The organism is Actinomycetota bacterium, from assembly GCA_019347575.1.
Classification (GTDB): Bacteria; Actinomycetota; Nitriliruptoria; order Nitriliruptorales; family Nitriliruptoraceae; genus JAHWKY01.
On sequence record JAHWKY010000002.1, the window covers coordinates 16175 to 42270 of the forward strand.

A 26096-nucleotide genomic window follows, 5' to 3' on the forward strand; every position below is an offset into this window, starting at 1 on the left:
GGCTCATGGTGCGTCTGGTCTCGCCGTCAGACTAATCGATCGTTCGATACTGCGCAACCCGCGAGTGAGTGAGATCCTACGGGCGGGCCCTGTTGCCCGCCGACCAGTCGCGGTGGTGTCACGGGTGCGAGTATGCCCGCCCCGCCCGGGCGACCCGTCGTAAAGATATGTGAGACCGTCTTGACATATTAGTAAATAGATGTTTCCATACTGCGCATGGACGACACTCAACGACGCATCCTCGACGAGGTCGCCGCCGGCGCGCTCAGCCCCGACGACGCCGCGGCCCTGCTCCGCCAGCTGCGGGACGGAGCCGCGGCCGACGCCGCCGACGCCCCGCCGGCCACGAGGGACCCCGGGATCCGGACCCTCCGCGTCCGTTGCAGCCTGGCCGAGGTCCGGATCATCGGCGACCCCACGGTGGCCGGAGCGATCGCCGACGGACCCCACGAAGCTCGCACCGAAGGGCGCACCCTGGTTATCCAGGACCGCGTCGAGGGCCGCGGGTTCACGTTCGGTGCGCGCCGCGGGTTCGTCGGGATCGGGCGACGCAGCGGGCAACTCGAGGTCCGTGCCCACCCCGACCTCGATCTCGAGGTCGAACTAGCCGCCGGCGAGCTGACCGTGACCGGCATGCGGGGCCCGATCGCCGCCTCGGTCGCCGCGGGCAGCCTCGAGCTCGAAGGCTTCCGCGGTCCCCTCAAGCTCAAGCTCAAGGCCGGCACGGTCGAGGGCCGTGGTCGTCTCACCTCCGGCGCCTCGACGGTGCAGTGCAAGCTCGGCGAGGTGCGCCTGGACCTCGACGCCGACTCCGACGTCACCGTCACGGCCCGCGCCAAGGTGGGCGAGGTCCGCCTCCCCGACCGGCAGGGTGGCGCCGGCATCGACCTCAGGGAAGACCGCTACGTCTTCGGTCGCGGGACGGCCACGCTCGAGATCGACACGGCGGCCGGTGCGGTCGACATCCGGAGCCGCGGATGACCGGCCACCGGCACCGACAGGCACCACGGGACTGTCCGGTCTGTGGCGACGAACTGCTGCTCACCCGGCTCACGTGTGAGGAGTGCGACACTGAGCTGTCCGGGGTCTTCCAGGCGTGCGAGTTCTGCGCCCTCGGCGCAGCCGACCGCGAGCTCCTCCGCGTGTTCCTGGCCTCGCGCGGGAACCTCAAGGACCTCCAGCGCCACCTCGAGGTCAGCTACCCCACCGCCCGGGCGCGGTTCGCGGAGCTGCTCGAGCGGCTCGGCATCGAGGCCGCGGACGAGGTCGAGCCGGCGGAGTCGCGGGAGGAGCGTGACCGTGCCGTCGCCATCCTCGAGGCCCTCGCCAGCGGCGAGCTCGATGCGGACGAGGCCGCCCGACAGCTCGAGGAGCTGGCATGACGATGCTCGTCGCGGAGGACGTGCGCAGGTCCTACGGGGACCATCGCGTGCTGGACGGACTCGACCTGACCGTCGAGGCCGGCGAGATCTGTGGTCTGCTGGGGCCGAACGGAGCCGGCAAGACCACGTTCGCGTCGATCGTCGCGGGGCTCCTGCGTCCCGACGCCGGGCGTGTGCTCGTCGGCGGCCACGACGCCACCGCCGACCCCATGACCGTCCGTCGCTCGCTCGGCTACGCGCCGCAACAGCTCGGCGTCTACCCGTTGGCGACGGTTCGCGAGAACCTCGGCCTCTTCGGTGAGCTCGCGGGGCTCCGCCGGCGCGACCTGCACGCGCGCATCGAGCAGGTCGGTGGGGCACTGGGGTTGCTCCCGCTCCTCGATCGCATCGCCGGCATGCTGTCCGGTGGTGAACAGCGCCGGCTGCACACGGCGATGGCGCTGCTGCACCGGCCCGCTCTCGTCCTGCTCGACGAGCCGACCGTCGCCGCGGACGTCCAGACCCGCGCGATGCTGCTGGAGTTCGTGCGTGACCTGGCGGACGAGGGGACCGCCGTCTGCTACTCGACCCACTACCTCCCGGAGATCGAGGTCCTGGACGCCACCGTGGCGCTGCTCGCCGACGGTCGCATCCGCGCCCAGGGGTCGGTCGCGGAGCTCGTCAACGCGCACGGCGCCACCTACATCGAGCTGCGGTTCGACGGTCCGGCACCGGACCAGATCGGCGATCACGCGCTGACGGTCGACGGCGATCGGGTACTCGTCCCCAGTCGCGAGCCCGCGCTCGACACCGCCCGGGTGGTCGCTGCGCTCGGTGCCGATGCTCCCCGTCTCCTCGGCCTCGAGATCGTGCGCCCCAGCCTGGAGTCGGTGTTCATCGAGCTGACCGGTCGCCGACCGGCGGACGACGCCCCGGAGGTCGAACGTGTCGCTGGCTAGCTCCGTCGTGCTCGCCCGGCACGAACTGCGGCTGTTCCGCCGAGAGCCCGGCATGCTCGTGCAGATGGTGCTGATGCCCATCGTGATGATCGCCTTCCTCACGCCCGCCTTCGGCCCGGCCCTGGCCGAGGCCGGCTACGAGGGCGCCACCGGTGCCGAGCAGGCCGTGCCCGGGATGATCGTGATGTTCAGCTTCTTCGGTGCGGGACTCGTCGGCTTCGGCTTCTTCCGCGAACACGGGTGGGGGACCTGGGACCGGCTGCGCTCCAGCCAAGCGCGATCGTTCGAGATCGTCGTCGGCAAGGCCGTCCCCACCTTCCTGCTGGTCCTGTCGCAGCAGCTCATCCTGTTCCTCGCCGGGGTGTGGCTCTTCAGGCTCGAGATCCGCGGATCCGTCCTCGGCGTCGCCCTCGTCTCGGTCGCGTTGGCGCTTTGCCTCCTCGCCGTCGGCGTCGTGTTCGCGGCGTTCCTGCGATCGACGCAGGCGCTGAACGCACTCAACAGCATCACGGTGATGACGCTCGCGGGCCTGGGCGGGGCGTTCACCCCGATCGAGGCCCTGCCGGGCTGGGCGCAGGCCGTCGCACCGGCGACCCCCACGTACTGGGCCATGGTGGGGTACCGGGCGGTCGTGCTCGAGCCCGGCGGCGTGGTACAGACCCTCCAGCCGATCGCGGTGTTGCTCGCTTTCGCGGCGGTGCTGTCGGCCATCGCGATCCGACGGTTCTCGTTCTCCGAGGCCAAGATCTACACGGGCTAGCCGCTGGCACCGACGGTCCGGGCCACACGACGACGATGGCACCCCGGTCGTGCGTCCCGCACCATCCCGCCGTCAGCCGCAACCCCCCCCGGCCACAGATGGCACTGACCTTAACCGGCCCAGATGGCCGCGCGAGTGGTTCTTTCGACCATGTGGATAACGGACGTCCTGAAGATCGGAACCGTCGAGTCCAGAGGCACCAGCTCGAAGGCGCGCGCAAAGTGTGAGCGCGGGAGTCCGCGGTTGGTGCGGTCGGGCGCAACCACACGCGCAGCTGCGAGGATGCGTCCGCGGCGAACTCGCGCGCTTCGGCGCGTCGTCCACACGCGCGATCACCGCCAACGACTGCAGGACGGAGTCGTGGAGTCGTGCGGCGGATTCGGCACGTTCCACAGCGACCGCCCGCTCGCGCTCGGCTGCGGTGACCTCCTCACGCAACGCGCTGCGTTCCTGCTCGCCCCGCTGCACGATCCGGACCAGCCACAGCAACGCGAGGCCTCCGAAGACGAACACCAGGATCGTCCCAACACTCGCGCCGACGGTGTGCAGGTCAGACAGCAGGCCGCGCGCGAGCGTCACCCAGCGACAGCACAGCCACAGTGATGATGACGGGCGTGCGACGACCGGTCAGCGCGGCGGCGGCGAGGCTGACGAACGGGGCGCCACCGGCGACGGACCAGCCGTCCGTCCCGGCGGCCGGGCCGAGCAGTTCCGTGCCAACGACAGAGGGGGACGTCCCGTCAGGGGCGGGCGAGACGCGTGTCGGTCACCCCGGACGGGTCGCAGCTGGAGTGATAAGACGTGCCGGGTCTGCCAAGCGTCGAGAACCTCACCCCGACACCGCCGTCGCTCGCGTCGGCGCGACGATTCCCCCAGGATTCCCCCAGCCTGAGGGCAGTAGATGCCGCCCAGGGCCGCTCGCTGCCGCTACCTTCCGGACCGATGACTCGAGGGGAACATGCGCAGAAGGGCTCAGAGACACGGAAACCGGCGCTTTCGCGCCGGGATCGTGTGGAGCGGACGACGGGATTCGAACCCGCGACCCCCACCTTGGCAAGGTGGTGCTCTACCAGCTGAGCCACGTCCGCGTGAGCAGACGGGAGACTACCGACTCGCCGCGTAGCGCCTCAACCCGCCCTGTCGACTCCGCTCTAGTTGTCGCCGAGGTGTCACGCCCCGCTGGAGCCGAACCCCCCCGCCCCTCGCTCGCTTCGAGGCAACTCGTCCACCTCGACCAGCCGGGCCTGGGCGACGCGCTGTAACAGCAGCTGGGCGACACGATCGCCCCGCTCGATCCGAACCTCCTCTGCGCCGAGGTTGACCAGCAGCACCTTGACCTCGCCGCGGTAGCCGGCGTCGATCGTGCCGGGGGCGTTGATGAGCGTGAGCCCCTCCCGGATGGCGCGCCCCGACCGCGGGTGCACGAGGCCGACCCATCCCGGCGGGATCGCGACGGCGATCCCGGTCGGGCACGCGCCCCGCTCCCCCGGCCCGAGGACCAGCGGCTCGGACGCTGACAGGTCGAGACCCGCGTCGCCGGGGTGGGCGTAGGTCGGCAGCGGTACGTCAGCCGCGAGTCGGGTGACCTTGACGTCGACCTGCTCCACCGCACCTCCTTGCCTGACGTCGCTCGACAGTAGCCTCGTCGCGCCGTGCCCTAGCCGCGACGGATCCCGTGCCGCCCCGACTCACCCGCCTGCTCATCGCCGGCCTCGTCGCCGGCCTGGTCGTGCTCGGCGTGGTGCAGGTCCGCAGCGAGCAGCATGCGCGCGTCGAGGCCGAGCTCGCCGAAGCCAGCTTCGCCTACTCCCAGGCGCTGTCGGCGCGGGGCGACGAGCTGTTCGCCCCGACCCAAGCTGCGAGCCAGCACCTCGCCGCGCTCGAGCACACCCTCCAGGAGCACCTGACCCTCACCGAGCGGCTGCTGGACGCCGTGATCTCCGACCGCGAACGGCTGGAGTCGGAACTGCAGGAGGCTGCCGTCGCCCTCGAGCTTGCATCGCAGCTGGAACCGCCTGAGGTCCCGCGCCACCTCATCGGCACTCCGGGGGCACAGCTCGCGGACGAGCTCACCTCCTTGCGGGAACGGGCCGCCGACCTCGCGACCCAGCTCCGCGAGCTGACCGAAGTATCGCAGCGGTGGAGCAGCGCACTGGTGATGCTCGAGCAGCGAGCGCGTGCCTACGTCGAGCTGGTCGAGTCGCACGACCCCTCCACCGACCCGCAGGAGCTGGCCGAAGCCTGGAGGGCCGAGCGCGCCCCGCTCCACGCCTACCTCGACGCGACCTCACGAGCAGTGGAGGTCGACGGTCTGGAACCGTACGCGATGGCGCACCGCGACTACGTCGAGGCCAACCTCGCGTGGGTCGACGAGGCCGTCGGCTTGCTCGAGGCGGGCGAGCTCGACGCCTACAACCGGCGCTACGAGGAGCTGTTCGGCGGCCCGGATCCGTTCGGGTTCACCGCGGCGACGACCGCCGGGGCGGAGGTGGCCCTCGACCGCGGTGCCGTCGCAGCGAGCCGTGCTGCACGTCGGATGGCGGTGGCACTGCTCGACGACCTCGCGAAGCTGCGGCGCCGCATCCCGGCGGTCCTCGCGCCGGCGCCTTCGCCCAGCGCAACCTGACCACCCGGACCCCCAGGACGTCAGGCCTTGCGCAGCTCCGAAGGCGGCTCGACCGGGTCGCGCCTGCGCGCGAGCTGCGAGTGCGTGTCAGCGGCCTCGGCGGAGCGCTCGAGCTCCTGCATCGCATCGATGAGGAACCCGGTCGCGTTCTCGATGTCGGGCAGCGTGTCCCAGTCGGCGGTGAACCCGAAGTTGAGCCAGCCATCGATCGACACGATCCCGACCGCGTAGGTGTGGTTGGGGGCGAGCGGCGTGAACGGGAACGCCCCGACCAGCCGCGCCCCGAGGCAGTAGATCGGGATCTGTGGCCCAGGGACGTTGGTCACCAGGAAGTTGAACAGCCGCGCGCGAGCGGCCAGCCGGGACGCGGCGGCGTGGATGGTGGGCGGGGCGAACTGGGTCAGGCCGATGAGGAAGTCCGCCCCGACGGCGTGCTGGTTCTGCTTGACCTCGCCCATCGCCTCGCTGCACACGCGGAGGCGCTCCACCGCGTCCATCTCGAACATCGGCAGGGAGACGAACACCGAGGCGACCTTGTTGCCAAGCTCCGCGCGCTGGTCGTCGACGCGGACGCTGACCGGAACCATCGCCTTGAGCCACAGCCCTTCGGTGTCGGTCCCGCGCGAGCGCAGGAACCTCCCCGTCGCGTCAGCGGTGATCGCGAGCACGACATCGTTGACGGTCGTGTCGTAGGTGTTCTTGACCGCCTTCATCCGCTCCAGCGCCATCCGCTGGACCGCGAAGCGGCGGTGCTGGCCGGGTGCGCGGTTGAGCGGGCTGTGGGGAGCGGGCCGCGGGAGGTTGGACGACAGCACACCGACGACGCCCCGCCCCACCCGCAGCGCCTTGGCCGCGGCGGCGCCCGGGGCCGCGGCGAGCCGGCGGCTGGCGTCGACGATGCCGCGCGGCGCGGTGACCAGGTCCTTGACCGCGTCCCAGGCGAGTTCGAAGTCGGCGGGGGGAGGTGCGGGGCTCCAGGGCTCGGGTGCCGGCACGTCGGTGGCGGAATCGGGTGAAACGTCGAGCATCACGGTGGCGATGTCGATCCCGGCCACGCCGTCGATCATGGCGTGGTGGTTCTTGCCGAGGATGGCGAAGCGGTCGCCCTCGATGCCCTCGATGACGTACAGCTCCCACAGCGGCCGGTTGCGGTCGAGCTGGCGGCTGAGGATCCGCGCCGAGTACTCCATCAGCTGTGCCATCGTCCCCGGCACCGGGAGGGCGGCGTGGCGGACGTGGAAGCTGAGGTCGAACGACGAGTCGTCGATCCAGATGGGGTTGTGCAGGTTCACCGGGGCGTAGGCGAGCTTCTGCCGGTAGCGCGGCACGAGGTGCAGCCGCGAGCGGACCAGCCGCAGGAACTGGCCGAAGTCGAAGTCGGGCACGTCGCGGCCGTCGAAGAGGAAGAGGCCACCCACGTGCATGTGCACGGTGGACGTCTCCATGTGCAGGAACGACGCGTCGAGCGAGGTCAGCCGGTCACCGTGCCCTGCGCCCACGATGGGCCCTCCGGTCGGATCACCCCGAGCTTAGGGGTCCACGCGGACCCCCACCGCCTCAGCCTCCGGCCAGGTCGCCATCGATCCGGCTGGCGACCACGCCGTGTCCGCCGACGACCACTGCGGGCAAGCCCTGGTGGGCGTCGAGCCACCGGCCCGTGGACGTGGCGGGGACGAGGGTGGTGACGCCCAGCTGGGGCGCCCCGACGGTCGCCCCGTACACCGAGGCGGCGAGGGCGAACGACCAGGCACCGGGGCGGAAGATGTCGTCGATCAGCGCCGCACGCACCGGCGGCGCGTCGGAGCGGCTCCACAGCTGCTCGGCGATGGCGACGGCGGTGTCGTCGCGGACGGCACCGGCCACGCGCGTCACGCGAGCGCCGTCGATCGCCCCAGCCGCCGCGGGCGAGACCGCGACGGGGCCGCCCAGCACGAGCACCTCCGCGACGCCGTTGCCGCCCCCCTCGATCCACGCCTCGACGCCGGGTGCCAGCGCCTCGGGCCGCGTCAGCAGCACCGGGTGACGGGACGCGGCGGCGTACGAGCCCACGGCGATCGCGTCGGCCCAGCCGGCGGTCCCATCGGGGAAGGCACGCGCCAGCAGCACTGTCGAGGCATCGCCGCCGTCGGCGATGACGGCATCGGCGACGGCCACGGCGGTCGCCACCCGGTCGTCACCGCCGTGGCGTGCGACCGTGTAGCCGGCGTCCTGAAGCGACCTCGCGACGTGCTCCGACAGCGCGGCGGGACCGCCCACGAGGTGGACCGTGCCCTGACCACCCAGAAGCCGATCGATCTCGGTGCGGACACGCTCGTCGAGACGGGAGTCCGGGCCGCCGGGGTTGAGCAGGATCGGAGCTTCGGTCCCGGCCAGCGCGGCCGCGGCCAGCGCGTCGGGGTACTTGTCGCTGCGCGTGAGCACGACCGCGTCGACGGTGCCGTCATCGGCGGTGCCGTCGTCGGTCTCGCGCTCGGGCGGCAGGAGCATGCCGGTCACCTCACCCCCGTCCTCGCCGGACGGGCGACCGACGTGGTCGTCGAAGAGCACCCGGGACAGCTCGATGGCGGCGGCGACGGGGTCGTCGGTGGCGGCCAGCCGCTCGACCTCGCGAGGCGCGGCGGAGCGCCACGGACGCCACACCTCCGAGCGGCCGGCGGCGACCTGCCAGCCGTTGATCGTCAGCAGCGCGAACAGGTGGAACTCGCGCTCGGCGCAGTCGTGCAGCCGCGCGGTGCGATCGAAGGTCGCGATCGCCCGGCCGTCCACATCGCCCACCGGGGCGGTCTGCACGTGATGTGCGGCGAGGCCGCCCTCGATGGTGCAGACCGCGAACAACCCGACCTCCGCCCGGGCGTCACCCGGCGAGACACCCGACAGCGAGATCGATACCTGCGGGTCGGCGTTCGACTCCAGCGCGTACGGGGCGCGGCCGTCCCAGGTCAGACCGAAGCCCTGACGCCAGTCGACGAGCGCGTAGTCCTCCAGCGCGCGGTAGTGGTGGGCGAGGATGTCGGCCGCCGACCAGCCGTTCGCGGCCTGCTCCATCGCCACGAACTGATCGAGGTGGCGCCCCGGCGTGAAGCTGTCGCACGACCGCGAGCAGTACTGGGCGAACGCCGGCGCGCCCCGCTCTTCGAGGCGCAGGTGCCACGACGCGTCCACCAGGGCATCGGTGCGCGCGTCACGCTGGGAGTTGCCGGGGATGTAGTGCTGGTGGCGCCCGTCGTCGAAGACGTCGCACTCGGCCGTCGTCGGATGCTCGACGTGGTACCAGGCGAAGCTCCTGACGGCGACGGCGCCGGCCTGGAGGTACGCGTCCGCGCCGTTCTCGCCGAACTCGTAGGGCACGACCCACTTGACGTACTCGTCGAAGGCGACGGTCACGGGCCCTCCGTCGGTGCAGACCCGGATCGTGGCGGGAGGCACCAGGTCGGCCGGCACCCCAGCGGCGACCCCGGTGGCCGGCGCCAGCACCGCGACCACCGCGAGCGCGAGCACCAGCGGCAGCTGCGCACGCACGCGCGGGAGCGTCGGTGGTCGGAGCGCGGTGAGGATGACAGCCTCGCGGGAGGTCGGGTCCGGGGGTGGGAGCACGCGGGGGCTCGGGTACGGGCGGCTACGGTAGTCGCCGCGCCGGGGTGGACGTGAACCGCGCCCAACGGACCAGCGTCAGCTATGACGTCGGCGTCGCAGGGCGTGGGCCGGACCCGCCGCGACCGGGCGGGCCCGGTAGATCGGAGGGAGCCGCGTGGAGAGCCTGCTGGAGCGCGTCGGGGACGTCTTCGGCGGCGGGTCGCTGACACCGATCCTGATCGTCGCCGGTGTGATCGCGCTGTTCATCGCGTACAAGGCGGTCAAGCTCGTCATGCGGCTGATCGCGCTCGGCATCGGCGCCGCGTTCCTCCTCGGCACCGCCCCGTGGTCGGGCGCCCCGCCGGTGGAAGGTGCGGAGGCGGCGTGCGCGGAGGCCGCCGTCGCCGAGGCGCTGTCGAGCTGGCAGCTGACGATCACCAAGCGCACGACGGTCAGCGAGCTGTCAGGCGACGCCGCCTGCGAGGGCGACCGCAGCGGCCTGGCGTCCGGCACCGCGACCGTGAAGCTGCGCACGTTCTTCGACATCCCCTTCCAGACCTGGCGGGTCGACTCCAGCGGGGCCAGCGCCACCTCGCTCGGGTGACGGGGCCGTGCTCTTGGTGGTCGCCGCCACACCCCGCGAGGCCGCTCCGCTGGTGTCGTCGCTGGTCGACCTCTCCCCTGCCACGGTCCACGGCGTCGCGGTCGGCGCCGGCTCCATCGCGGGCATCGACGTCGCTCTCGCCACGACCGGCATCGGCCGCGCGGGCTGCGCCTTCGTCCTCTCGCGACTGCTGCTCAGCGAGCCCAACGCGGTCGTCCAGGTCGGCGTCGGCGGGGCGTTCGAGTCTGCGCTGGACGTCGGTGAGGTCGCCCTGGCGACCACCGACACCTACGCCGACCTCGGCGTGCGCAGCGAGGACGGCTGGATCGGCCCCGCACAGCTGGGCTTCCCGCTCGTCGAGCGCGACGGCGCGGTCCACGACGCCACCTTCCCCTGCCACCCCGAGGCCACGGCGGCGGCGGCGAGTGCGCTCGGTGCAGCGACGGGACCGTTCGTGACGCTCGAGACCGTGACCAGCAGCGACGACAGCGCCGGCGACCTCGTCGCGCGCTACGCCCCGCTGGTCGAGTCGATGGAGGGCGCCGCGGCCGCCCACGTGTGCTCGCTCACCGACACCCCGTTCGTGCAGATCCGCGCCGCGTCCAACGTCGTCGGCCGTCGCGACCGCGCGGCGTGGCGTCTCGACGACGCCATCACGGCCGCTGCCGAGGCCGCCCGTCGTGTCCTGCCCACCATCGCAGAGGTGACCGCCCCGTGAAGGACCTGGAGCTCGGTTACTCCCCCTGTCCCAACGACACCTTCATCTTCCACGCGCTGACGCACGGGCTCGTCGAGGTGGGCGACGTCACCGTCCGCGAGGTGCTCGAGGACGTCGAGACGCTCAACCGCTGGGCGACCGAGGCGCGGCTCGACCTGACCAAGATCAGCTACCACGCCTACGGCCACCTCCGCGACGAGTACGTCGCGCTCCGGGCCGGTGGGGCGATGGGGCGGGGCGTGGGCCCGCTGCTGGTGGCGCGCGACGGGATGCTCGATGTCGAGCAGGCGACCATCGCCATCCCGGGGCGGCTCACCACGGCGACGCTGCTGCTGCGGATGCTGGTCCCGCAGGAGGTCATGACCGTCGAGATGCGCTACGACGACATCGAGGCAGCGGTCGCGCACGGTGACGTCGACGCGGGCCTGATCATCCACGAGTCGCGCTTCACCTACCGCCAGCACGGGCTGACGGCGGTGATGGACGTGGGCGAGCGCTGGGAGGAGGAGACCGGCCTGCCGCTGCCGCTCGGCGCCATCCTCATCCGCCGCAGCCTCGGTGACGACGTCGCCGAGGCGGTCAACGACGGCATCCGCCGTTCGCTCGAGTACGCCCAGCAGCACCCGGACGAGTCCGCCCGCTACGTCGCCGAGCACGCCCAGGAGTCCGATCCCGAGGTCACGCGGGCCCACATCGAGCTGTACGTCAACGACTTCTCCCTCGACGTGGGCGACGAGGGAGAGATGGCGGTCGCCGAGCTGTTCGCCCGTGCCGAGGAGCAGGGCCTGCTGCCTCCGAACAACGCCCCGCTGTTCGCGGGGAACCCTCCCTGAGCGTGACCGCGTGACGCCCGTCACTCCTCCTCGGAGGTGGGACCTTCGAGCCAGCGCACCACGAGCGGACGCTGCGTCCCAAGGCCGCGGAGCCGCACCGGCGGGATGCGCTTGACGTCGAACAGCTCCTCGAGGTCGTCCTGCAGGGTCGGGTCCGCGAGCAGCGACCACGGGCGGGCGCGGTCGGTCAAGCGAGCGGCGAGGTTCACGGCGGAGCCGTAGTAGTCGCCCTCACGGACCAGGACGGGGCCGGAAGCGACGCCGGCCCGCAGGGGGGCCTCCTCGAGCGCCTCGATCGGCCGCACCAGGTCGAGCAGCACCCGCACGAGGGTGACGGTGTCCGGGGCGACGAGCATGGCGGCGTCGCCGAGGTACTTGACGACCGCGACCTCGAGGGCGGATGCGGCCACCTCGATGACGCGCGACTCGAAGCGGTCGAGGACCTCGTCGAGTCCCTGGGGGTCGATGCGCGCCGACAGGGCGGTGTAGCCGACGACGTCGACGAAGCCGACCGCGATGTCGATCTCGGGCTCGTGCCCACGTGCTGCGAGTGCGGCGACCTCGGTGCTGAGCACGTGCTCGAGCACCATGCGGTAGGTGGCCACGACGAGCTTCTCGGAGATGGGTTCGAGCCGCCGCGCCATCTCGGCGAGGGCGACCGCGACGGTGAGGTCGTCGGCGCCGGACTGCCGCAGCGGGATCACCAGCTCGTCGCGGATCAGCGCGAGGTCGCTCATCGCCATCGACCACGCCGCCTGACCGCGACTGCGCGTGCCACGGATGACGGTGTCGACGGGGATGGTCTCGAGCAGCTTGGCGACCTCCCGGGCCCACTCGAGCTCGTTGCGTCCGTAGCGGTCGACCACTGGCAGGCCGAGCGCGGCACGGATCTCGCCGAGCACCGACTCCGGTACGCCGGACTTGCCCGCGATGCGGGCGAGCGTGTAGCTGCGCCGATCGGAGAACAGTTGCTGGGTCAGCACCAGCGGGACGCGCCCCGTGCGCACCGCCCGACGGGCCTCGTCCTCGTCGACGCCGAGGCTGACGAGGGCCTCGATCGTCTCCTCGTCCTCCTCGGTGAGTTCGACCGCGGAGTCGGCGATGGCGTCCGCGACGAACGCGGGGAGCTCGCCCGTGATCTCCGCCGCGCGGGGACGGTCCCGCGCGTGCGCAGGCACATGGTCGTCGACCACGGTCGCTCCTACCTCCTCGGAAAGTGACGCCGCCCCGATCGGGGCGGCGTCAGGGTAGAGAGGGTAGGGGCGGAGCGGGCTACCTCAGATCGTCGAGCAGCTGGATCGACGTCTCGAGGACGTGGTCGCCGGTGCAGTGGTCGATCGCGTAGCTGTCCTCGTAGTTGACGATCAGCACGCCCCCGGCGACGAAGCCCAGGCCCTGTTGACCGACCATGCTCATCTCGAAGTCCTGCGGCATGTAGCCCAGCGAGTCGTTGGTCTGTCCGATCGGCATCGTGACCAGCGCCCCGGACTTCTCCTTGATCGTGTTGGTGAGGTTGGCGAACACCTCACCTGGCGCGGTGGTCAGCGCGAACTGGGTGCCGATGCGCGCCGCCGAGACCGGCAGCTCGACACCGAAGGCCGACGCCGACGTGCACGGGGCGGAGTCGGGTTCCTTGCCGGTCCGGATCGATACCGGACCGGGCACGAACTCGCGGTCGAAGAAGCCGGGGAGGCCGAGGGCGGACAGCGGGGCGTTGGTCACCGGCTGGACCCACGTCGCGCCGGCCACGCGGACGTCGTTGTCGGTCAGCGTCGTGCCCGCGCCGATCTCGGGGACGCGCTGCGCCAGCGCGTGACCCATGGCGGTGCCGCCGCGGGTGGACATGTTGCCCAGGCCGGTCATGAAGTGCAGGCCGATCCCGCCGAAGCGCTGCTCGACGGTCGTCGCGAAGACCCCCGGCCAGTCCGCGTGCGCTCGGCTGGCACCACTGCCGCGGGTGGTCGGGTGCCCGGCGAAGGTTCCGACGGTGGCGATCGTCTTGCCGGTCTCAGCGTCGAGCGCGCGCAGCCAGGACAGCTGCTGCTCCTCTGCCGAGCGGTAGGTGTCGCGGCGCTCGCTGTTGTGCGCGCGTGCCTCCTGCTCACCGATCTCGACGACCGCGGGGCGAGCAGCCTCGACGGCGCCACGGACGCTCTCGCGGATGGCATCGACGGTCTGCGCCATGTACCAGTCGGGCACGAACCCCCAGCCCCCGAGGTAGTCCATGGCGCTGTGGGCGTGGGTCGCGTGGATGATGATGCCGGCCGGGTCGACGTCGAGCTCGACGCCCAGCTCCTGCTGGAGCTGCTTGATGCCGCAGTCGTCGCACTTGCTCTGGTAGTCGTACAGGTAGCCCTCGGCGTCGATCACCGTGAGGACGAAGGTGTCGTCACCGTCGCTGAGCGCGACCGAGCGCACCCACAGACCGTTGCCGGTGGTGGGATCGCCGTCCTCACCGAAGCCGCTGTCCTCGTAGCCGGGATCGCCGGGCGCGAGATCCCACTCGGTGAGTGGGTTCATCGGTCCGAGCCCGAAGCCACCGCTGTAGATGCAGTCGGGGTTCTCCGGCCACGGGCTCGTGGTCGAGGTGACGAGGTGCGCGTGCTCGGGGTCCTCGACGAACTCCTCGAAGAACGAGTCGGACAGCGTGGCGCACTTGCCGTGGTCGGTCTCCCAGCGCGCCCCGGGGAACTCCTCCTCGTACGCCTCCGGGTCGGGGTACAGCGACACCTTGTGCGCCCCGACGAGAACCTGGCCGTCCTGGAGGGCGGCGCTGTCGAGCAGCTCGTCGAGCCCGGAGGTGTCGAGGCCCGGCGCGGCGGCGTCGGCGGCGACGTCGGGCGCCCTCGGGGCGGTGTCGGCCCGCTCGGCCGCGGTCACCTCGGTGGGGGTGAGTGGAGCGGTCGGGGCGGTCACTGTGCCGGCGACGGCGCCCGCGACGGGCACGGCAGCCGCGAGCGCGGCGACGAGGAAGCGGCGTGCGTGGCGACGGAGGTTCATATCTGGGCGTCCTGGACGTTAGGTCGGAGGGTGGGCTTGACGGCCTTGTCACCGCTTCGACGCCCGGGGCGCGAACTCCTGCTAGCGCACGCGCGGGGCCTTCGGCTCGGCGGTGCAGCGGGGCGGGCGGCGTCGGGTCAGCGGGGCGCCATGCGGAGGGCGCCGTCGAGGCGGATGACCTCCCCGTTGAGGTAGTCGTTCTGCGCGATGTGCAGGACCAGCGCCCCGAACTCGTCGGGGCCGCCGAGTCGGGGCGGGTTGGGGATCGCCGCGGCGAGCTCGTCGCGGGCCTCCTGCGGCAGCATCGCCAACAGGGGCGTGTCGAACGTGCCCGGCGCGATGGTGACGACGCGGATCCCGTAGCGGGCGAGGTCCCGTGCCGCCGGGAGCGTCATCCCGACGATCCCGCCCTTGCTGGCGCTGTATGCGGCCTGGCCGATCTGGCCCTCGAACGCCGCGATCGACGCGGTGTTGACGATCACCCCCCGCTGGCCATCGGCGTCCGGGTCGCGCTCGGCCATCCGTACGGCCGCCAGACGCAGCACGTTGAACGTGCCGACGAGGTTGATCTCGACCACGAGCTTGAACTGGTCCAGATCGTGGGGGCCATCACGGCCGACGATCCGCTGGGGCGGGCCGATCCCGGCGCAGCTCACCGCGATGTCGATCCCGCCGAACCGTTCCGTGGCGAGATCGAGGGCGTCGGTCACGGCGTCCGGGTCGCGCACGTCCGCCGGGGCGAACGCGGCGCGATCCCCCAGCTCGGACGCTCGGTCGGCACCGGCCGACTCCGGCAGGTCGAGCAGCACCACGTTCGCGCCCGCCCCGTGCAGCGCCCGCGTCGTCGCGTTGCCGAGACCTGACGCTCCGCCGGTGACGATCGCCGTCCGACCCGACACGTCCACGCACGCCTCCTCGTCGTTGGCGGGCGAGGGTAGAGGTGCGGAGGTCGGCGGTGTCGCAGCGGCGGGGTACGGTCGGGGCGTGCCCGACCACCCCGCCACCCCGACCGGCCCGCACGCCGTCCTCGACGAACTCGGGTTCTCCGAGCCCGTCCGGACCTGGTTCGCCACCACCTTCGCGGAGCCCACCCCGGCACAGTCGCGGGGCTGGCCCGCCATCGCGTCCGGCGAGCACAGCCTGATCCTCGCCCCGACCGGCTCGGGCAAGACCCTGGCCGCGTTCCTGTGGACCCTCGACCAGCTCACGCGCGAGCCGCCTCCTGACGACGACCGGCGCCTGCGGGTCGTCTACGTGTCACCGCTGCGAGCGCTCGCCGTCGACATCGACCGCAACCTGCGCGCCCCGCTGCGCGGCGTCGCCCTCGCCGGCGAGCGCCTCGGCGTCGACGTGCACGCCCCCGAGGTCGCGATCCGCACCGGCGACACCCCCGCGGATAAGCGCCGACGCATCCAGCGCCACCCCCCGGACATCCTCATCACGACGCCCGAGTCCCTCTTCCTCATGCTGACCTCGAAGGTGCGCGAACGGTTCGCCTCGGTCGACACCGTCATCATCGACGAGATCCACGCGGTCGCCGGGACCAAGCGGGGGGCGCACCTGGCGCTGTCGCTGGAACGGCTCGAGGAGTTGACCGACCGGCCCCCGCAGCGCATCGGTCTGTCCGCGACGCAGAAGCCCCTCGACGAGATCGCCCGCTTCCTCGGCGGGTCGCGCTGGATCGAGGACGACCGGCTCGAGGCCCGCCCCGTCACGATCGTCGACGCCGGAGTCAGCAAGGAGCTCGACGTCGAGGTCGTCGTGCCGCTGCAGGACATGGGCGACCTGGGGTCGGTGATCCCGGACACCGACGGACCCGCCGCGAGCGGACCGACCCGCAAGAGCATCTGGCCCGCCATCCACCCCCGCCTGCTCGAGCTGGTCAAGCAGCACCGCTCGACCCTCGTGTTCGTCAACGCCCGGCGTCTCGCCGAGCGCCTCGCGGCGCGTCTCAACGAGCTCGCGCTCGAGTCCGACGACGAGGAGTCGGCCGCGCTGGCCGGGCTGGTCGCCGCCCACCACGGTTCGCTGAGCCGCGAGCGCCGCACCGACATCGAGGACCAGCTCAAGGCCGGTCACCTCCGGGCGCTGGTCGCGACCAGCTCCCTCGAGCTCGGCATCGACATGGGCGCCGTCGACCTCGTGGTGCAGGTCGCCTCCCCCGGCTCGGTCGCGCGGGGTCTGCAGCGCATCGGTCGTGCGGGACACCAGGTCGGCGAGCCCAGCCGCGGCAAGCTGTTCCCCAAGTACCGCGGTGATCTGGTCGAGACCGCGGTCGTCGTCCAGCGCATGCTCGACGGGCAGATCGAGGCGACGCGCTACCCACGTAACCCTCTCGACGTGCTGGCCCAGCACGTCGTCGCGATGGCGGCGATGGACGAGTGGACGGTCGACGACCTCGCCCGCGTGGTCCGCCGCGCCGCCAACTTCACCGAGTTGACCGACGAGGTGCTCCACGCCGTCCTCGACCTGCTCGCGGGCCGCTACCCGTCCGAGGAGTTCTCCGAGCTGCGCCCCCGCATCGTCTGGGACCGCATCGGCAGGATCGTCCGTGGCCGCCCCGGTGCGCAGCGGCTCGCCGTCACCAACCCCGGCACCATCCCCGACCGCGGCCTGTTCGGCGTGTTCCTCCCCGACGGCACGCGCGTCGGCGAGCTCGACGAGGAGATGGTCCACGAGAGCCGCCCCGGCGAGACCTTCATCCTCGGAGCGTCCACCTGGCGCATCGAGGACATCACCCACGAGCGTGTTGTCGTCACCCCCGCCCCCGGCGAGCCCGGGAAGCTGCCGTTCTGGCACGGCGACGGCCCGGGGCGGCCCTACGAGCTGGGCCGCGCCATCGGGGCGTTCGTCCGCGAGGTCCGGGCCGCCCCGCGCGACGAGGCGCTCGCCACGCTGCAGCGGCACCACGGCCTCGACCCGTGGGCGGCCGGCAACCTCCTCGACTACCTCGACGAGCAGGCCGAGGTGACCGGTTCGGTCCCCGACGACCGCACCGTGCTCGTCGAGCGCTTCCGTGACGAGATCGGGGACTGGCGCGTGTGCATCCACTCGCCGCACGGGGCGCAGGTACACGCCCCGTGGGCGATGGCCATCGAGGCGCAGCTGCTCCGGGCGGGGCTGGACGCCGAGATCCTGTGGAGCGACGACGGCATCGTGCTGCGCCTGCAGGAGGCGGTCGAGGAGCTGCCACTCGAGCTGCTGCAGACCGATCCCGACGAGGTCGAGCCGCTGGTGGTCGGCCAGCTCGCCGGCACCGCACTGTTCACGACCGTCTTCCGGGAGGCGGCGGGGCGTGCCCTGCTGCTGCCCAAGCGCCGCCCCGGCGAACGCACGGCGCTGTGGCAGCAGCGCCAACGCGCCGCGAACCTGCTGAAGGTCGCGGCGGCGTACCCGCAGTTCCCCATCACGCTCGAGGCGACGCGGGAGTGCCTGCAGGACGTGTTCGACCTGCCCGCCCTGAAGGAGCTGCTGACCGACCTGCGCTCGAGGCGGGTCCGGCTGGTCGCGGTCGACACCGAGCACGCCTCCCCCTTCGCCCAGTCCCTGCTGTTCAGCTGGGTCGGCACCTACATGTACGAGTACGACGCCCCGCTCGCCGAGCGGCGGGCTGCCGCGCTCGCGCTCGACCGCGACCTGCTCCGCGAGCTGCTTGGAGGCGAGGAGCTGCGCGAGCTGCTCGACGCCGACGTGCTGGACCAGCTCGAGCTGGAGCTGCAGCATCTCACCGACGACCGGCGCGCGCGGAACGCCGACGAGCTCGCCGACCTGCTGCGGGTCCTCGGTGACCTGACACCGGCCGAGCTCGCGGTGCGCAGCGCGTCCGATCCGACCGCGTGGATCGACCAGCTCGTCACCGAACGGCGCGCCATCCGCATCCGCGTCGCGGACGAGGATCGGGTCGCCGCTGCCGAGGACGCCGCCCGCTACCGCGACGCGCTCGGCGTGGCGTTGCCGCCGGGCCTGCCCGCAGCCTTCACCGAGCCCGTGGACCTGCCGCTGGACCAGCTCGTCGGCCGCTACGCCCGCACCCACGGCCCCTTCCTCACGCGCCAGCTCGTGGCCCGTCTCGGCGTCCCGGTCGAGCGCGTCCGTCCCGTGCTGGCGCGGTTGCAGGAGGCGGACCGCATCGTGCAGGGGGAGTTCCGCCCCGGTGGCGTCGAGCGCGAGTGGTGCGACGTCGACGTCCTGCGGCGGCTGCGGCGCCGCTCGCTGGCGGCGCTCCGCCGCGAGATCGAGCCGGTCGACGCCGAGGCCTACGGCCGGTTCCTGCCGGCGTGGCACGGCCTCGACCGCCGCCGCCGTGGACCCGACGCGCTGTACGAGACGGTCGGCCGGCTCGAGGGGGCGGCCATCCCCGCCTCGGTGCTCGAACGCGACGTCCTGTCGGCCCGCGTCGCCGACTACCGCGAGGCCGACCTCGACCAGCTCTGTGCCACCGGCGAGATCGTGTGGATCGGCGCGGGCAGCCTCGGCGCCGACGACGGTCGGATCGTGCTCGCGTACCGCGACCAGGCGCCGCTGCTCGGTCCGCTGCTGGCCACGGACGACGTGCCCGACGGGCCCCTCCACGCGGTCATCCGCGATCACCTCGACGACCGCGGCGCCTCCTTCTGGGCCGACCTGCTCGCCGCGGCGGGGCCGGTCGATCCCACGGAGGTGCTCGAGGCGCTGTGGGACCTGGTGTGGGCCGGCGAGGTGACCAACGACACGCTCGTGCCGGTCCGCGCCCGTCGCCGGCGCCGTCGGCCGCGACGGAGCCGTCCCCGGCGCCCGCGACGGGCCGCTCCCGCCCCGGCGTCGGGTCGCTGGTCGCTGGTCGCACCGCTGCTGCAGCCGGAACCGACGTCGACGGAGGTCGCCCACGCCCTCGCGTCGCGCCTGCTCGACCGCTACGGCGTCGTGACCCGCGAGGCGGTCCGCGCCGAGGGCACGCCGGGGGGCTTCGCCGGCGTCTACCCGGTCCTGCGCGCGCTCGAGGAGGCGGGCCAGTTGCGGCGCGGCTACTTCGTCGCCGGGCTCGGGGCGGCCCAGTTCGCCGTCCCGGGCGCGGTGGACCGTCTGCGCGGCGAGCGCGATGCCGATCCCGGCGACTGCCTGGCGCTGGCCGCGACCGACCCGGCGCAGCCCTACGGCGCCGCCCTGCCGTGGCCGGATCGGCCGGAGGATGCGGGGCGGCCGTCACGCAGCGCGGGGGCGTACGTGGTGCTCGACGGCGGGGCGCCGGCGGCGTTCCTGGAGCGTGGTGCGCGCTCTCTGCTCACCTACGGGGCCGTGGAGCGCGGTGAGCGCTGGGCGGACACGCTGGCCACGCTGGTCAAGGAGGGCCGCCTGCGCCGCATCGCGCTGAGCCGCATCGACGGTGACGAACCGCACCGATCACCCGTGACGGACACGCTGCGTCGGGTCGGCTTCACGGACAGTCCTCAAGGGCTCACGTATCGCGGTTGACCGGCCGCGTTGCGCGAGCAGACGCGACGGCACGGGCGCTGCCGCGAGCGCGCGCCCGCCCGCCGGTGGAGCACCGGAACCGCCCCCAACCCCCGCAGAACGTGCAGCAGATGCGCCGAACGGCGCCGGACGTGGCGTAGGCTCGAACCGCGATCCACCTCCGATACGAAGGAGAGCACCGACCATGGCGGAATCCGTCATCGTGACGAGCAAGGTCAAGGCAGCCATCAAGGAGCAGGGCATGCGCACGGACGGCAGCCTGCCCGATGCCTTGAACGACAAGATCCACTCGATGCTGAAGGAAGCGGCCAGCCGCGCCAAGGAGAACGGGCGCAGCACGGTCCGTCCGCACGACCTGTAGGCCGTACCAGCGACACCACGCGTCCCAGCCCCCGGTTCACGCCGGGGGCTGGCGCGTTGTTCCGCGATGGTGGCCATCCGTACACACGGTCGCTAACACCCCCGACAGCGCTGTAGTTCCAGGGAGCGGCGTGACCGTCCACGGTACTGGTGCCCCGCCTGCCAACCCGCCCCGACCTGAGCGTGTGCATCCAGGCCCGCCCCGCGGGTCAATCTGCACACGCTCGTCCCGGCAACCTCCAGCGTGTGCATCCAGGCCCGCCCCGCGGGTCCATCTGCACACGCTCGTCCCCGCAACCTCCAGCGTGTGCATCCAGGCCCGCCTCGCGGGTCCATCTGCACACGCTCGGGTGGGCGCCCCGTACCCTCCGTCCCCATGGATGCGGGCGGTGCGGGGCTGGTGCTGCTGTTCCTGGTGACCGCCGGGGCGGTGGTGTGGTACCGGTGGCACAGGAGCCTCTACCCCGGTGGCTAGGGTTCGGGCGCGGTCGGTGGGAGGCGGTTCGGCTGATGGACCTCGGGCTGGACGGCACCACCATCCTGGTGACGGGGGCATCCGGAGGCATCGGCTCCGCGGTCGCCCGGACGCTGGCCGCCGAGGGCGCCCACGTTGCGGTGCACTACCACCGCAACCGCGACGCCGCCGAAGAGGTCGCGGCCGAGATCGCCGGCCACGTGGTCGCAGGCGATCTGCGCGACGAGGTCGAGGTCGCGCGCGTTGTCGCCGAGGCCGGCGCCCCGAGGGGGCGCCTCGACGGTTGTGTGGCCAACGCGGGCGTGTGGCCCCGCGAGGACGTGCCGGTGGTCGACATGGACCTGGACCGCTGGCGCGCGACGCTCGACGCCAACCTCACCGCGACGTTCCTCACCGCCCGCGCGTACCTGCGACACGTGCGCACGGTGGGCCACGGCTCGCTGGTGATGACCGCGTCCACGGCGGGACGCTTCGGCGAGGCCGGCCACGCCGACTACGCCGCCGCGAAGGCCGCGATGGCGTACGGGCTGCTGCTGTCGCTCAAGAACGAGGTGGTCGCACTCGGGCCGGGCGTGCGCGTGAACGCGGTCGCGCCGGGCTGGACCGTGTCACCGATGACCACCCGCGACCTCGACCAGGCGACCATCGACCGCGTGACGGCGACGATGCCGCTGCGCAAGGTGGCCACGCCCCAGGACGTCGCGGCCGCGGTCGCCTTCCTGCTGTCCCCGACCGCTGCCGGGCACGTGACGGGCGAGCTGATCACGGTCGCGGGCGGGATGGAGGGCCGGCTCCTGAGGTGAGCGGGCGTGGCGACGCGCGGCACGACGGCTACCCCACGCCGCGACCCCCGCCCCGGCGTCGGTGTCCGCTCCAGATGTGCACAACGACACACCCGGGGTGCGTCCTGGGCCGCAGAGCTCCCCAGCTGCTCAGGTGATGATGGTCCCACGTTGCAGGGAGGCACCTGGGATGCCGGGAACGATCGTGGTAGGGACCGACGGCTCGCCGAGCGCACAGCTCGCGGTCGAGCGGGCGGTCCGGGTGGCGGACGCTGACGACAGCGAGGTGCTGGTCGTCCACGCGTACGCCGACACCAGGGGGGTGCCCGGACCGCTGCTGGGGGGCGAACCGCTCGACCCCGCCCGCCAGGGCCGCGTCGTACTCGACGCGGCGAGGCGGCGCTACGAGACCGTCGGTCTCACCACGATCCTGCGGGCCGGCGACGTCGTCGAGGTGCTCGAGGACGCCGCGGTGCGTTCCGGCGCGCACCTCGTCGTCGTCGGCAACCGCGGGATGGGGTCGGTCCGTCGCCGTCTCATGGGTTCGGTGCCCGACGAGCTGTCGCACCGCCCGCCGACCGATCTGCTGATCGTGCACTCGACCGACGGTCGTCACGAGGAGGCGCTGACGCCCCGATCCGAGCTGCCCGACTACACGCGTCTGCTGGTTGGCGTCGACGCCACCGAGTCCGCTGCGCGCGCGACCCACGCGGCTGCCGAGCTGGCGCGCGCTACCGGCGCCGAGCTGCTCATCGCCACCGTCACCGACGGGCACGACGACGTCGGTCATCTCGAGGTCGCCGCCGAGGTCGCGCGGTCGTGCGGCGTGGAGCCCAAGACGCACGTGGTCGTGGCCCACGATGTCGCACAAGGACTGTGCGAGACAGCCGTCTCGCACGACGCACAGCTCATCGTCGTCGGCAACGTCGGGATGAGCACGACACCGCGGCTGCTGGGGGGGTGTGTACCCGATCGGGTCACGCACGGGGCGCCGTGTGACGTGCTCGTCGTCCGGACGAGCTGACGGCTCAGGACGGAGCGTCGGCGCGCTCTCTCGGATCGATCCAGCCGTTTAGGCTGGTGACCTCCGAGGGTCAAGGGGGGTCTTGAGCGCCGACGCTCCGCCCGGTTCGTTCCTCGCCGGCTTGGACGCTGATGCCCGCGCGGAGCTGCTCGCCCGCGGTGCGCGGCGCCGCTACCGGCCCGGGATGATCCTGTTCCGGGAAGGCGAGCGGTCCGACCACGTCGTGCTGCTGCAGGCGGGGCGTGTGAAGGTCTCGTCGTACACACCCGCGGGCGGTGAGGTCGTCCTGGCGCTGCGCGGCCCGGGAGAGATCCTCGGCGAGTACTCGGTGCTCGACCGACGCCCACGATCGGCCACGGTGACGGCGATCGAACCCACGGAGGGCCAGGTGGTCCCTGGTCCGGCGTTCAACGACTTCCTCGACCAGCAGCCGGCGGTCGCCGCGGCGTTGCTGCGGGGCGTGCTGAGCCAGCTCCGCGACAGCGACCGCAAGCGCATCGAGTTCGGTGCCCTGGACGCGGCCGGTCGGGTCGCGAGCCGCCTGCTCGAGCTCGGGGCGCGCTACGGCAGCGTCGGCGAGCGCGGACTGGAGGTATCGCTCCCCCTGACGCAGGAGGAGCTCGCCGCCTGGATCGGTTCGTCCCGCGAGGCGGTCGCCAAGGCGTTGCGGACCCTGCGGGAGCAGGGCGTGATCGAGACCGGACGCAAGCACGTGACGATCCTCGATCTGGACGCGCTCCGCCGCCGGCTCGCGGACCTTCCCTGAGACACGCCCACCCGCGCGGCGGGCTAGGTTCGGGGGCAACGACCTCCGAAGCTACCCAGGGAGAACCACGCCGATGAGCGGTTCCAAGGACACGCTGACGGTCACTGACAACCGCACCGGTCAGACCTACGAGCTGCCGGTCGTCGACGGTGCGATCCGGGCCATGGACCTGCGTCAGATCAAGGCCTCCGAGGAGGATTTCGGCCTCCTGTCGTACGACCCGGGGTTCAAGAACACCGCCAGCTGTCGCAGCGAGGTCACGTTCATCGACGGTGGCGCCGGGGCGCTGAGGTACCGCGGCTACCCGATCGAGCAGCTCGCCGAGAGCTCCAGCTTCCTCGAGGTCGCCTACCTGCTGATCCACGGTGACCTGCCGTCGCGCGAGGCCCACGAGCAGTGGGTGTACGACATCACCCACCACACGTTCATCCACGAGAACATCAAGAAGTTCATCGACGGGTTCCACCACGACGCCCACCCGATGGGGATCCTCGTGGGGACGGTCGGGGCGCTGTCCACCTTCTACCCCGACGCCAAGAAGATCGAGGATCCCGACGTCCGCCACCTCAACATCATCCGGCTCATCGCCAAGATGCCGACGATCGCGGCCTTCGCGTACCGGCACTCGGTCGGGATGCGCTACGCGTACCCGGACAACGACCTCAGCTTCGCCGGCAACTTCCTCAACATGATGTGGAAGACCACCGAGCTGAAGTACGAACCGGACCCGGTGCTGGTCGACGCGATGGACAAGCTGTTCATCCTCCACGCGGACCACGAGCAGAACTGCTCCACGACGACGATGCGCACGGTCGGTTCCTCCGATCCCGACCCGTACTCGGCCTCGGCCGGGGCGGTCGCGGCGTTGTACGGGCCCAAGCACGGCGGCGCCAACGAAGCGGTGCTCCAGATGCTGGAGGAGATCGGGTCGACCGAGGCCATCCCCGAGTACATCGATGCGGTCAAGCGCGGCGACTTCCGCCTGATGGGCTTCGGCCACCGCGTCTACAAGAACTACGACCCGCGGGCGAAGGTCATCACCAAGCTGGCACACGACGTGTTCGAGGTCACCGGCAAGAACCCGCTCATCGACATCGCCGTCGAGCTCGAGAAGATCGCCCTCGAGGACGACTACTTCGTCGACCGGAGGCTGTACCCCAACGTCGACTTCTACTCGGGGATCATCTACCAGGCGATGGGCTTCCCCACCGACATCTTCCCGGTCCTGTTCGCGATCGGCCGGATCGCCGGCTGGTGCGCGCAGTGGCAGGAGAACCTGCTCGACGACGAGCAGGCCATCGCGAGGCCGCGCCAGATCTACGTCGGTGCCGACGAGCGCGACTACGTCCCCCTCGACCAGCGCTGACCGGTTCGGTCACTCCGCGGCGTCGGTGACGGCGGCGGCGACGGCGGGGGCGACGTCGGCGTTGAAGACGCTCGGGATGATGTAGGTCGGGTGCAGCTCGTCCTCCCGGACCACGTCCGCGATCGCGTGTGCGGCCGCGACCTTCATCTCCTCGGTGATGTTGTGCGCCCGCGAATCCAGCGCCCCGCGGAACACACCCGGGAACGCCAGCACGTTGTTGATCTGGTTGGGGTAGTCGCTGCGCCCCGTCGCCACCACCGCCGCGTGCTCGCGCGCACCCTCCGGATCAACCTCGGGATCGGGGTTGGCCAGGGCGAACACGATCGCGTCCTCGTTCATCCGCCGGAGGTCGTCGGGCTGCAGGACGTCGGGGGCACTGACGCCGATGAAGACGTCGGCGCCGTCGAGGGCGTCGACCAGCTCGCCGGTGCGACGCTCGTCGTTGGTGTGCTCGGCGACCCAGCGCTTGGACTCGTCCTCCTCGGCGGCGGGGTCCCAGATGATGCCCGCGCGGTCACAGACGATCACGTCGCCGATGCCCTCCGCGAGCAGGAGCTTGGTGATGGCGATTCCAGCCGCGCCCGCCCCGGACATCGCCACGCGCACGTCGCCGATCGTCTTGCCGACCAGGCGCAGCGCGTTGTGCAGAGCGGCCAGGACCACGATGGCGGTCCCGTGCTGGTCGTCGTGGAACACGGGGATGTCGAGCGACGCACGCAGCCGTGCCTCGATGTCGAAGCACTTGGGCGACGCGATGTCCTCGAGGTTGATGCCTCCGTACACCGGGGCGATCGCCTCGACCGTCCGCACGATCTCGTCGGGGTCCTGGGTGGCGAGGCACACCGGCCAGGCGTCGACGTCGGCGAAGTGCTTGAAGAGCACGGCCTTGCCCTCCATCACCGGCAGCGCCGCCTCGGGGCCGATGTTGCCCAGGCCGAGCACGGCCGAGCCGTCGGTGACGATGGCGACGGTGTTGCCCTTGATGGTCAGTCGCCTCACGTCCTCGGGGCGCTCGGCGATGGCTAGGCAGACCCGCGCGACCCCTGGCGTGTACGCCATCGACAGGTCGTCGCGCGTGGCCAGCGGGACCGTCGGTGTGATGGCGAGCTTGCCGTGCAGGTGCAGCAGGAAGGTGCGGTCCGAGACCCGGTGCACCGACACGCCCTCGACCCCGTCGACCGCATCGGTGATCTCGTTGGCGTGGTCAGAGTCGCGCGCGTTCGCGGTGACGTCGACGGTCTGCTGCATCGGTCCCGGCTCGACGAAGTCGACCGCTGTGACGATGCCGCCGTGGTCACCGATCGCCGTCGTGACGCGTCCGAGCGCACCGGGGTCGTCGGGCGCCAGACGCAGACGCATCGTCAGCGAGTAGGACGCGCTCGCGACCGGCATGGTGCTGCTCCCGGGTAGCGGAGCCCCCACGCTACCGCGCCCCGCT

At 72.0% G+C, this 26096-nt stretch carries 21 protein-coding genes and 1 tRNA gene; 14 read left to right on the forward strand and 8 right to left on the reverse strand.

Going from position 1 to position 26096, the window contains the following annotated elements; all coding sequences use genetic code 11:
* Positions 1 to 216 precede the first annotated feature (216 nt).
* Genes KY469_01410 through KY469_01425 form a run of 4 tightly spaced genes read left to right on the forward strand, consistent with a single transcriptional unit; the run spans position 217 to position 3080 of the window.
* Positions 217 to 981 (forward strand): DUF4097 domain-containing protein, encoded by a 765-nt coding sequence (locus tag KY469_01410; GenBank protein MBW3661729.1) that lies wholly within the window; start codon positions 217 to 219, stop codon positions 979 to 981.
* Complete coding sequence (locus tag KY469_01415; protein MBW3661730.1) at positions 978 to 1382, forward strand: DUF2089 domain-containing protein; 405 nt, start codon at positions 978 to 980, stop codon at positions 1380 to 1382. Before KY469_01410 ends, KY469_01415 begins: the two co-directional genes overlap by 4 nt.
* A 2-nt stretch (positions 1383 to 1384) precedes the next feature.
* The gene (locus tag KY469_01420) at positions 1385 to 2320 is read left to right on the forward strand and encodes an ABC transporter ATP-binding protein (protein ID MBW3661731.1); all 936 of its coding nucleotides are present in this window, start codon (positions 1385 to 1387) and stop codon (positions 2318 to 2320) included.
* Positions 2307 to 3080 (forward strand): ABC transporter permease, encoded by a 774-nt coding sequence (locus tag KY469_01425; GenBank protein ID MBW3661732.1) that lies wholly within the window; start codon positions 2307 to 2309, stop codon positions 3078 to 3080. The genes KY469_01420 and KY469_01425 overlap by 14 nt, the downstream gene beginning before the upstream one ends.
* 1012 nt (positions 3081 to 4092) lie before the next feature.
* On the opposite strand, the gene KY469_01430 is transcribed toward KY469_01425, so the two are convergent.
* Positions 4093 to 4168 (reverse strand) — tRNA-Gly (locus KY469_01430).
* An 81-nt stretch (positions 4169 to 4249) separates the two neighbouring features.
* Positions 4250 to 4687, reverse strand: coding sequence for a dUTP diphosphatase (dut, locus tag KY469_01435; protein ID MBW3661733.1), 438 nt, complete (start codon positions 4685 to 4687; stop codon positions 4250 to 4252).
* Positions 4688 to 4755: 68 nt separating this feature from the next.
* Here dut and KY469_01440 point away from each other — a divergent pair, with 68 nt between their 5' ends.
* Complete coding sequence (locus tag KY469_01440; GenBank protein MBW3661734.1) at positions 4756 to 5706, forward strand: hypothetical protein; 951 nt, start codon at positions 4756 to 4758, stop codon at positions 5704 to 5706.
* A gap of 20 nt (positions 5707 to 5726) precedes the next feature.
* Here KY469_01440 and KY469_01445 read toward each other — a convergent pair whose 3' ends face one another.
* The gene (locus KY469_01445; GenBank protein ID MBW3661735.1) at positions 5727 to 7205 is read right to left on the reverse strand and encodes a wax ester/triacylglycerol synthase family O-acyltransferase; all 1479 of its coding nucleotides are present in this window, start codon (positions 7203 to 7205) and stop codon (positions 5727 to 5729) included.
* 58 nt (positions 7206 to 7263) lie between these two features.
* Entirely contained in the window at positions 7264 to 9300 is a 2037-nt protein-coding gene (locus KY469_01450) for a cell wall-binding repeat-containing protein (protein ID MBW3661736.1), read from the reverse strand.
* Positions 9301 to 9454: 154 nt separating this feature from the next.
* On the opposite strand from KY469_01450, the gene KY469_01455 reads away from it, so the two are divergent.
* Genes KY469_01455 through KY469_01465 form a run of 3 tightly spaced genes read left to right on the forward strand, consistent with a single transcriptional unit; the run spans position 9455 to position 11434 of the window.
* On the forward strand, positions 9455 to 9883 hold the full coding sequence (locus tag KY469_01455; protein ID MBW3661737.1) for a hypothetical protein: 429 nt from the start codon (positions 9455 to 9457) through the stop codon (positions 9881 to 9883).
* Between the two features lie 7 nt (positions 9884 to 9890).
* Positions 9891 to 10601, forward strand: a complete 711-nt coding sequence (mqnB, locus tag KY469_01460) for a futalosine hydrolase (GenBank protein ID MBW3661738.1) — start codon at positions 9891 to 9893, stop codon at positions 10599 to 10601.
* Positions 10598 to 11434 (forward strand): 1,4-dihydroxy-6-naphthoate synthase, encoded by an 837-nt coding sequence (locus KY469_01465; GenBank protein ID MBW3661739.1) that lies wholly within the window; start codon positions 10598 to 10600, stop codon positions 11432 to 11434. The genes mqnB and KY469_01465 overlap by 4 nt, the downstream gene beginning before the upstream one ends.
* A gap of 20 nt (positions 11435 to 11454) precedes the next feature.
* Here the strand turns inward: KY469_01465 and KY469_01470 are convergent, their stop codons facing one another.
* The 3 genes from KY469_01470 to KY469_01480 all read right to left on the reverse strand — a co-directional run bounded on the left by KY469_01470 (position 11455) and on the right by KY469_01480 (position 15339).
* Positions 11455 to 12627: an adenylate/guanylate cyclase domain-containing protein gene (locus tag KY469_01470; GenBank protein ID MBW3661740.1), complete on the reverse strand. Its 1173-nt coding sequence runs from the start codon at positions 12625 to 12627 to the stop codon at positions 11455 to 11457.
* Between the two features lie 79 nt (positions 12628 to 12706).
* Positions 12707 to 14434, reverse strand: a complete 1728-nt coding sequence (locus tag KY469_01475; protein MBW3661741.1) for a hypothetical protein — start codon at positions 14432 to 14434, stop codon at positions 12707 to 12709.
* A gap of 137 nt (positions 14435 to 14571) precedes the next feature.
* Complete coding sequence (locus KY469_01480) at positions 14572 to 15339, reverse strand: 3-hydroxyacyl-CoA dehydrogenase (GenBank protein MBW3661742.1); 768 nt, start codon at positions 15337 to 15339, stop codon at positions 14572 to 14574.
* A 79-nt stretch (positions 15340 to 15418) separates the two neighbouring features.
* Between KY469_01480 and KY469_01485 the strand changes: the two genes are divergently transcribed.
* From KY469_01485 to KY469_01510, 6 genes are all read left to right on the forward strand, one after another.
* Positions 15419 to 19885: a DEAD/DEAH box helicase gene (locus tag KY469_01485; GenBank protein MBW3661743.1), complete on the forward strand. Its 4467-nt coding sequence runs from the start codon at positions 15419 to 15421 to the stop codon at positions 19883 to 19885.
* Between the two features lie 184 nt (positions 19886 to 20069).
* Entirely contained in the window at positions 20070 to 20246 is a 177-nt protein-coding gene (locus KY469_01490) for a hypothetical protein (protein MBW3661744.1), read from the forward strand.
* A 509-nt stretch (positions 20247 to 20755) separates the two neighbouring features.
* Positions 20756 to 21523: an SDR family oxidoreductase gene (locus KY469_01495; GenBank protein ID MBW3661745.1), complete on the forward strand. Its 768-nt coding sequence runs from the start codon at positions 20756 to 20758 to the stop codon at positions 21521 to 21523.
* A 169-nt stretch (positions 21524 to 21692) separates the two neighbouring features.
* Positions 21693 to 22526 (forward strand): universal stress protein, encoded by an 834-nt coding sequence (locus tag KY469_01500; protein MBW3661746.1) that lies wholly within the window; start codon positions 21693 to 21695, stop codon positions 22524 to 22526.
* Between the two features lie 82 nt (positions 22527 to 22608).
* Positions 22609 to 23292: a Crp/Fnr family transcriptional regulator gene (locus KY469_01505; protein ID MBW3661747.1), complete on the forward strand. Its 684-nt coding sequence runs from the start codon at positions 22609 to 22611 to the stop codon at positions 23290 to 23292.
* A gap of 73 nt (positions 23293 to 23365) precedes the next feature.
* The gene (locus KY469_01510; GenBank protein MBW3661748.1) at positions 23366 to 24658 is read left to right on the forward strand and encodes a citrate synthase; all 1293 of its coding nucleotides are present in this window, start codon (positions 23366 to 23368) and stop codon (positions 24656 to 24658) included.
* 9 nt (positions 24659 to 24667) lie between these two features.
* Here KY469_01510 and KY469_01515 read toward each other — a convergent pair whose 3' ends face one another.
* Entirely contained in the window at positions 24668 to 26050 is a 1383-nt protein-coding gene (locus KY469_01515; GenBank protein ID MBW3661749.1) for an NAD-dependent malic enzyme, read from the reverse strand.
* Positions 26051 to 26096 lie beyond the last annotated feature (46 nt).

Bases quoted from the DNA above. Each gene is read 5' to 3' on its own strand.
- KY469_01510 (MBW3661748.1), top strand. From the start codon at position 23,366: ATGAGCGGTTCCAAGGACACGCTGACGGTCACTGACAACCGCACCGGT.
- KY469_01475 (MBW3661741.1), bottom strand. From the start codon at position 14,434: ATGAACCTCCGTCGCCACGCACGCCGCTTCCTCGTCGCCGCGCTCGCG.
- KY469_01415 (MBW3661730.1), top strand. From the start codon at position 978: ATGACCGGCCACCGGCACCGACAGGCACCACGGGACTGTCCGGTCTGT.
- KY469_01490 (MBW3661744.1), top strand. From the start codon at position 20,070: ATGGCGGAATCCGTCATCGTGACGAGCAAGGTCAAGGCAGCCATCAAG.
- KY469_01495 (MBW3661745.1), top strand. From the start codon at position 20,756: ATGGACCTCGGGCTGGACGGCACCACCATCCTGGTGACGGGGGCATCC.
- KY469_01515 (MBW3661749.1), bottom strand. From the start codon at position 26,050: ATGCCGGTCGCGAGCGCGTCCTACTCGCTGACGATGCGTCTGCGTCTG.
- KY469_01500 (MBW3661746.1), top strand. From the start codon at position 21,693: ATGCCGGGAACGATCGTGGTAGGGACCGACGGCTCGCCGAGCGCACAG.
- KY469_01410 (MBW3661729.1), top strand. From the start codon at position 217: ATGGACGACACTCAACGACGCATCCTCGACGAGGTCGCCGCCGGCGCG.
- KY469_01420 (MBW3661731.1), top strand. From the start codon at position 1,385: ATGCTCGTCGCGGAGGACGTGCGCAGGTCCTACGGGGACCATCGCGTG.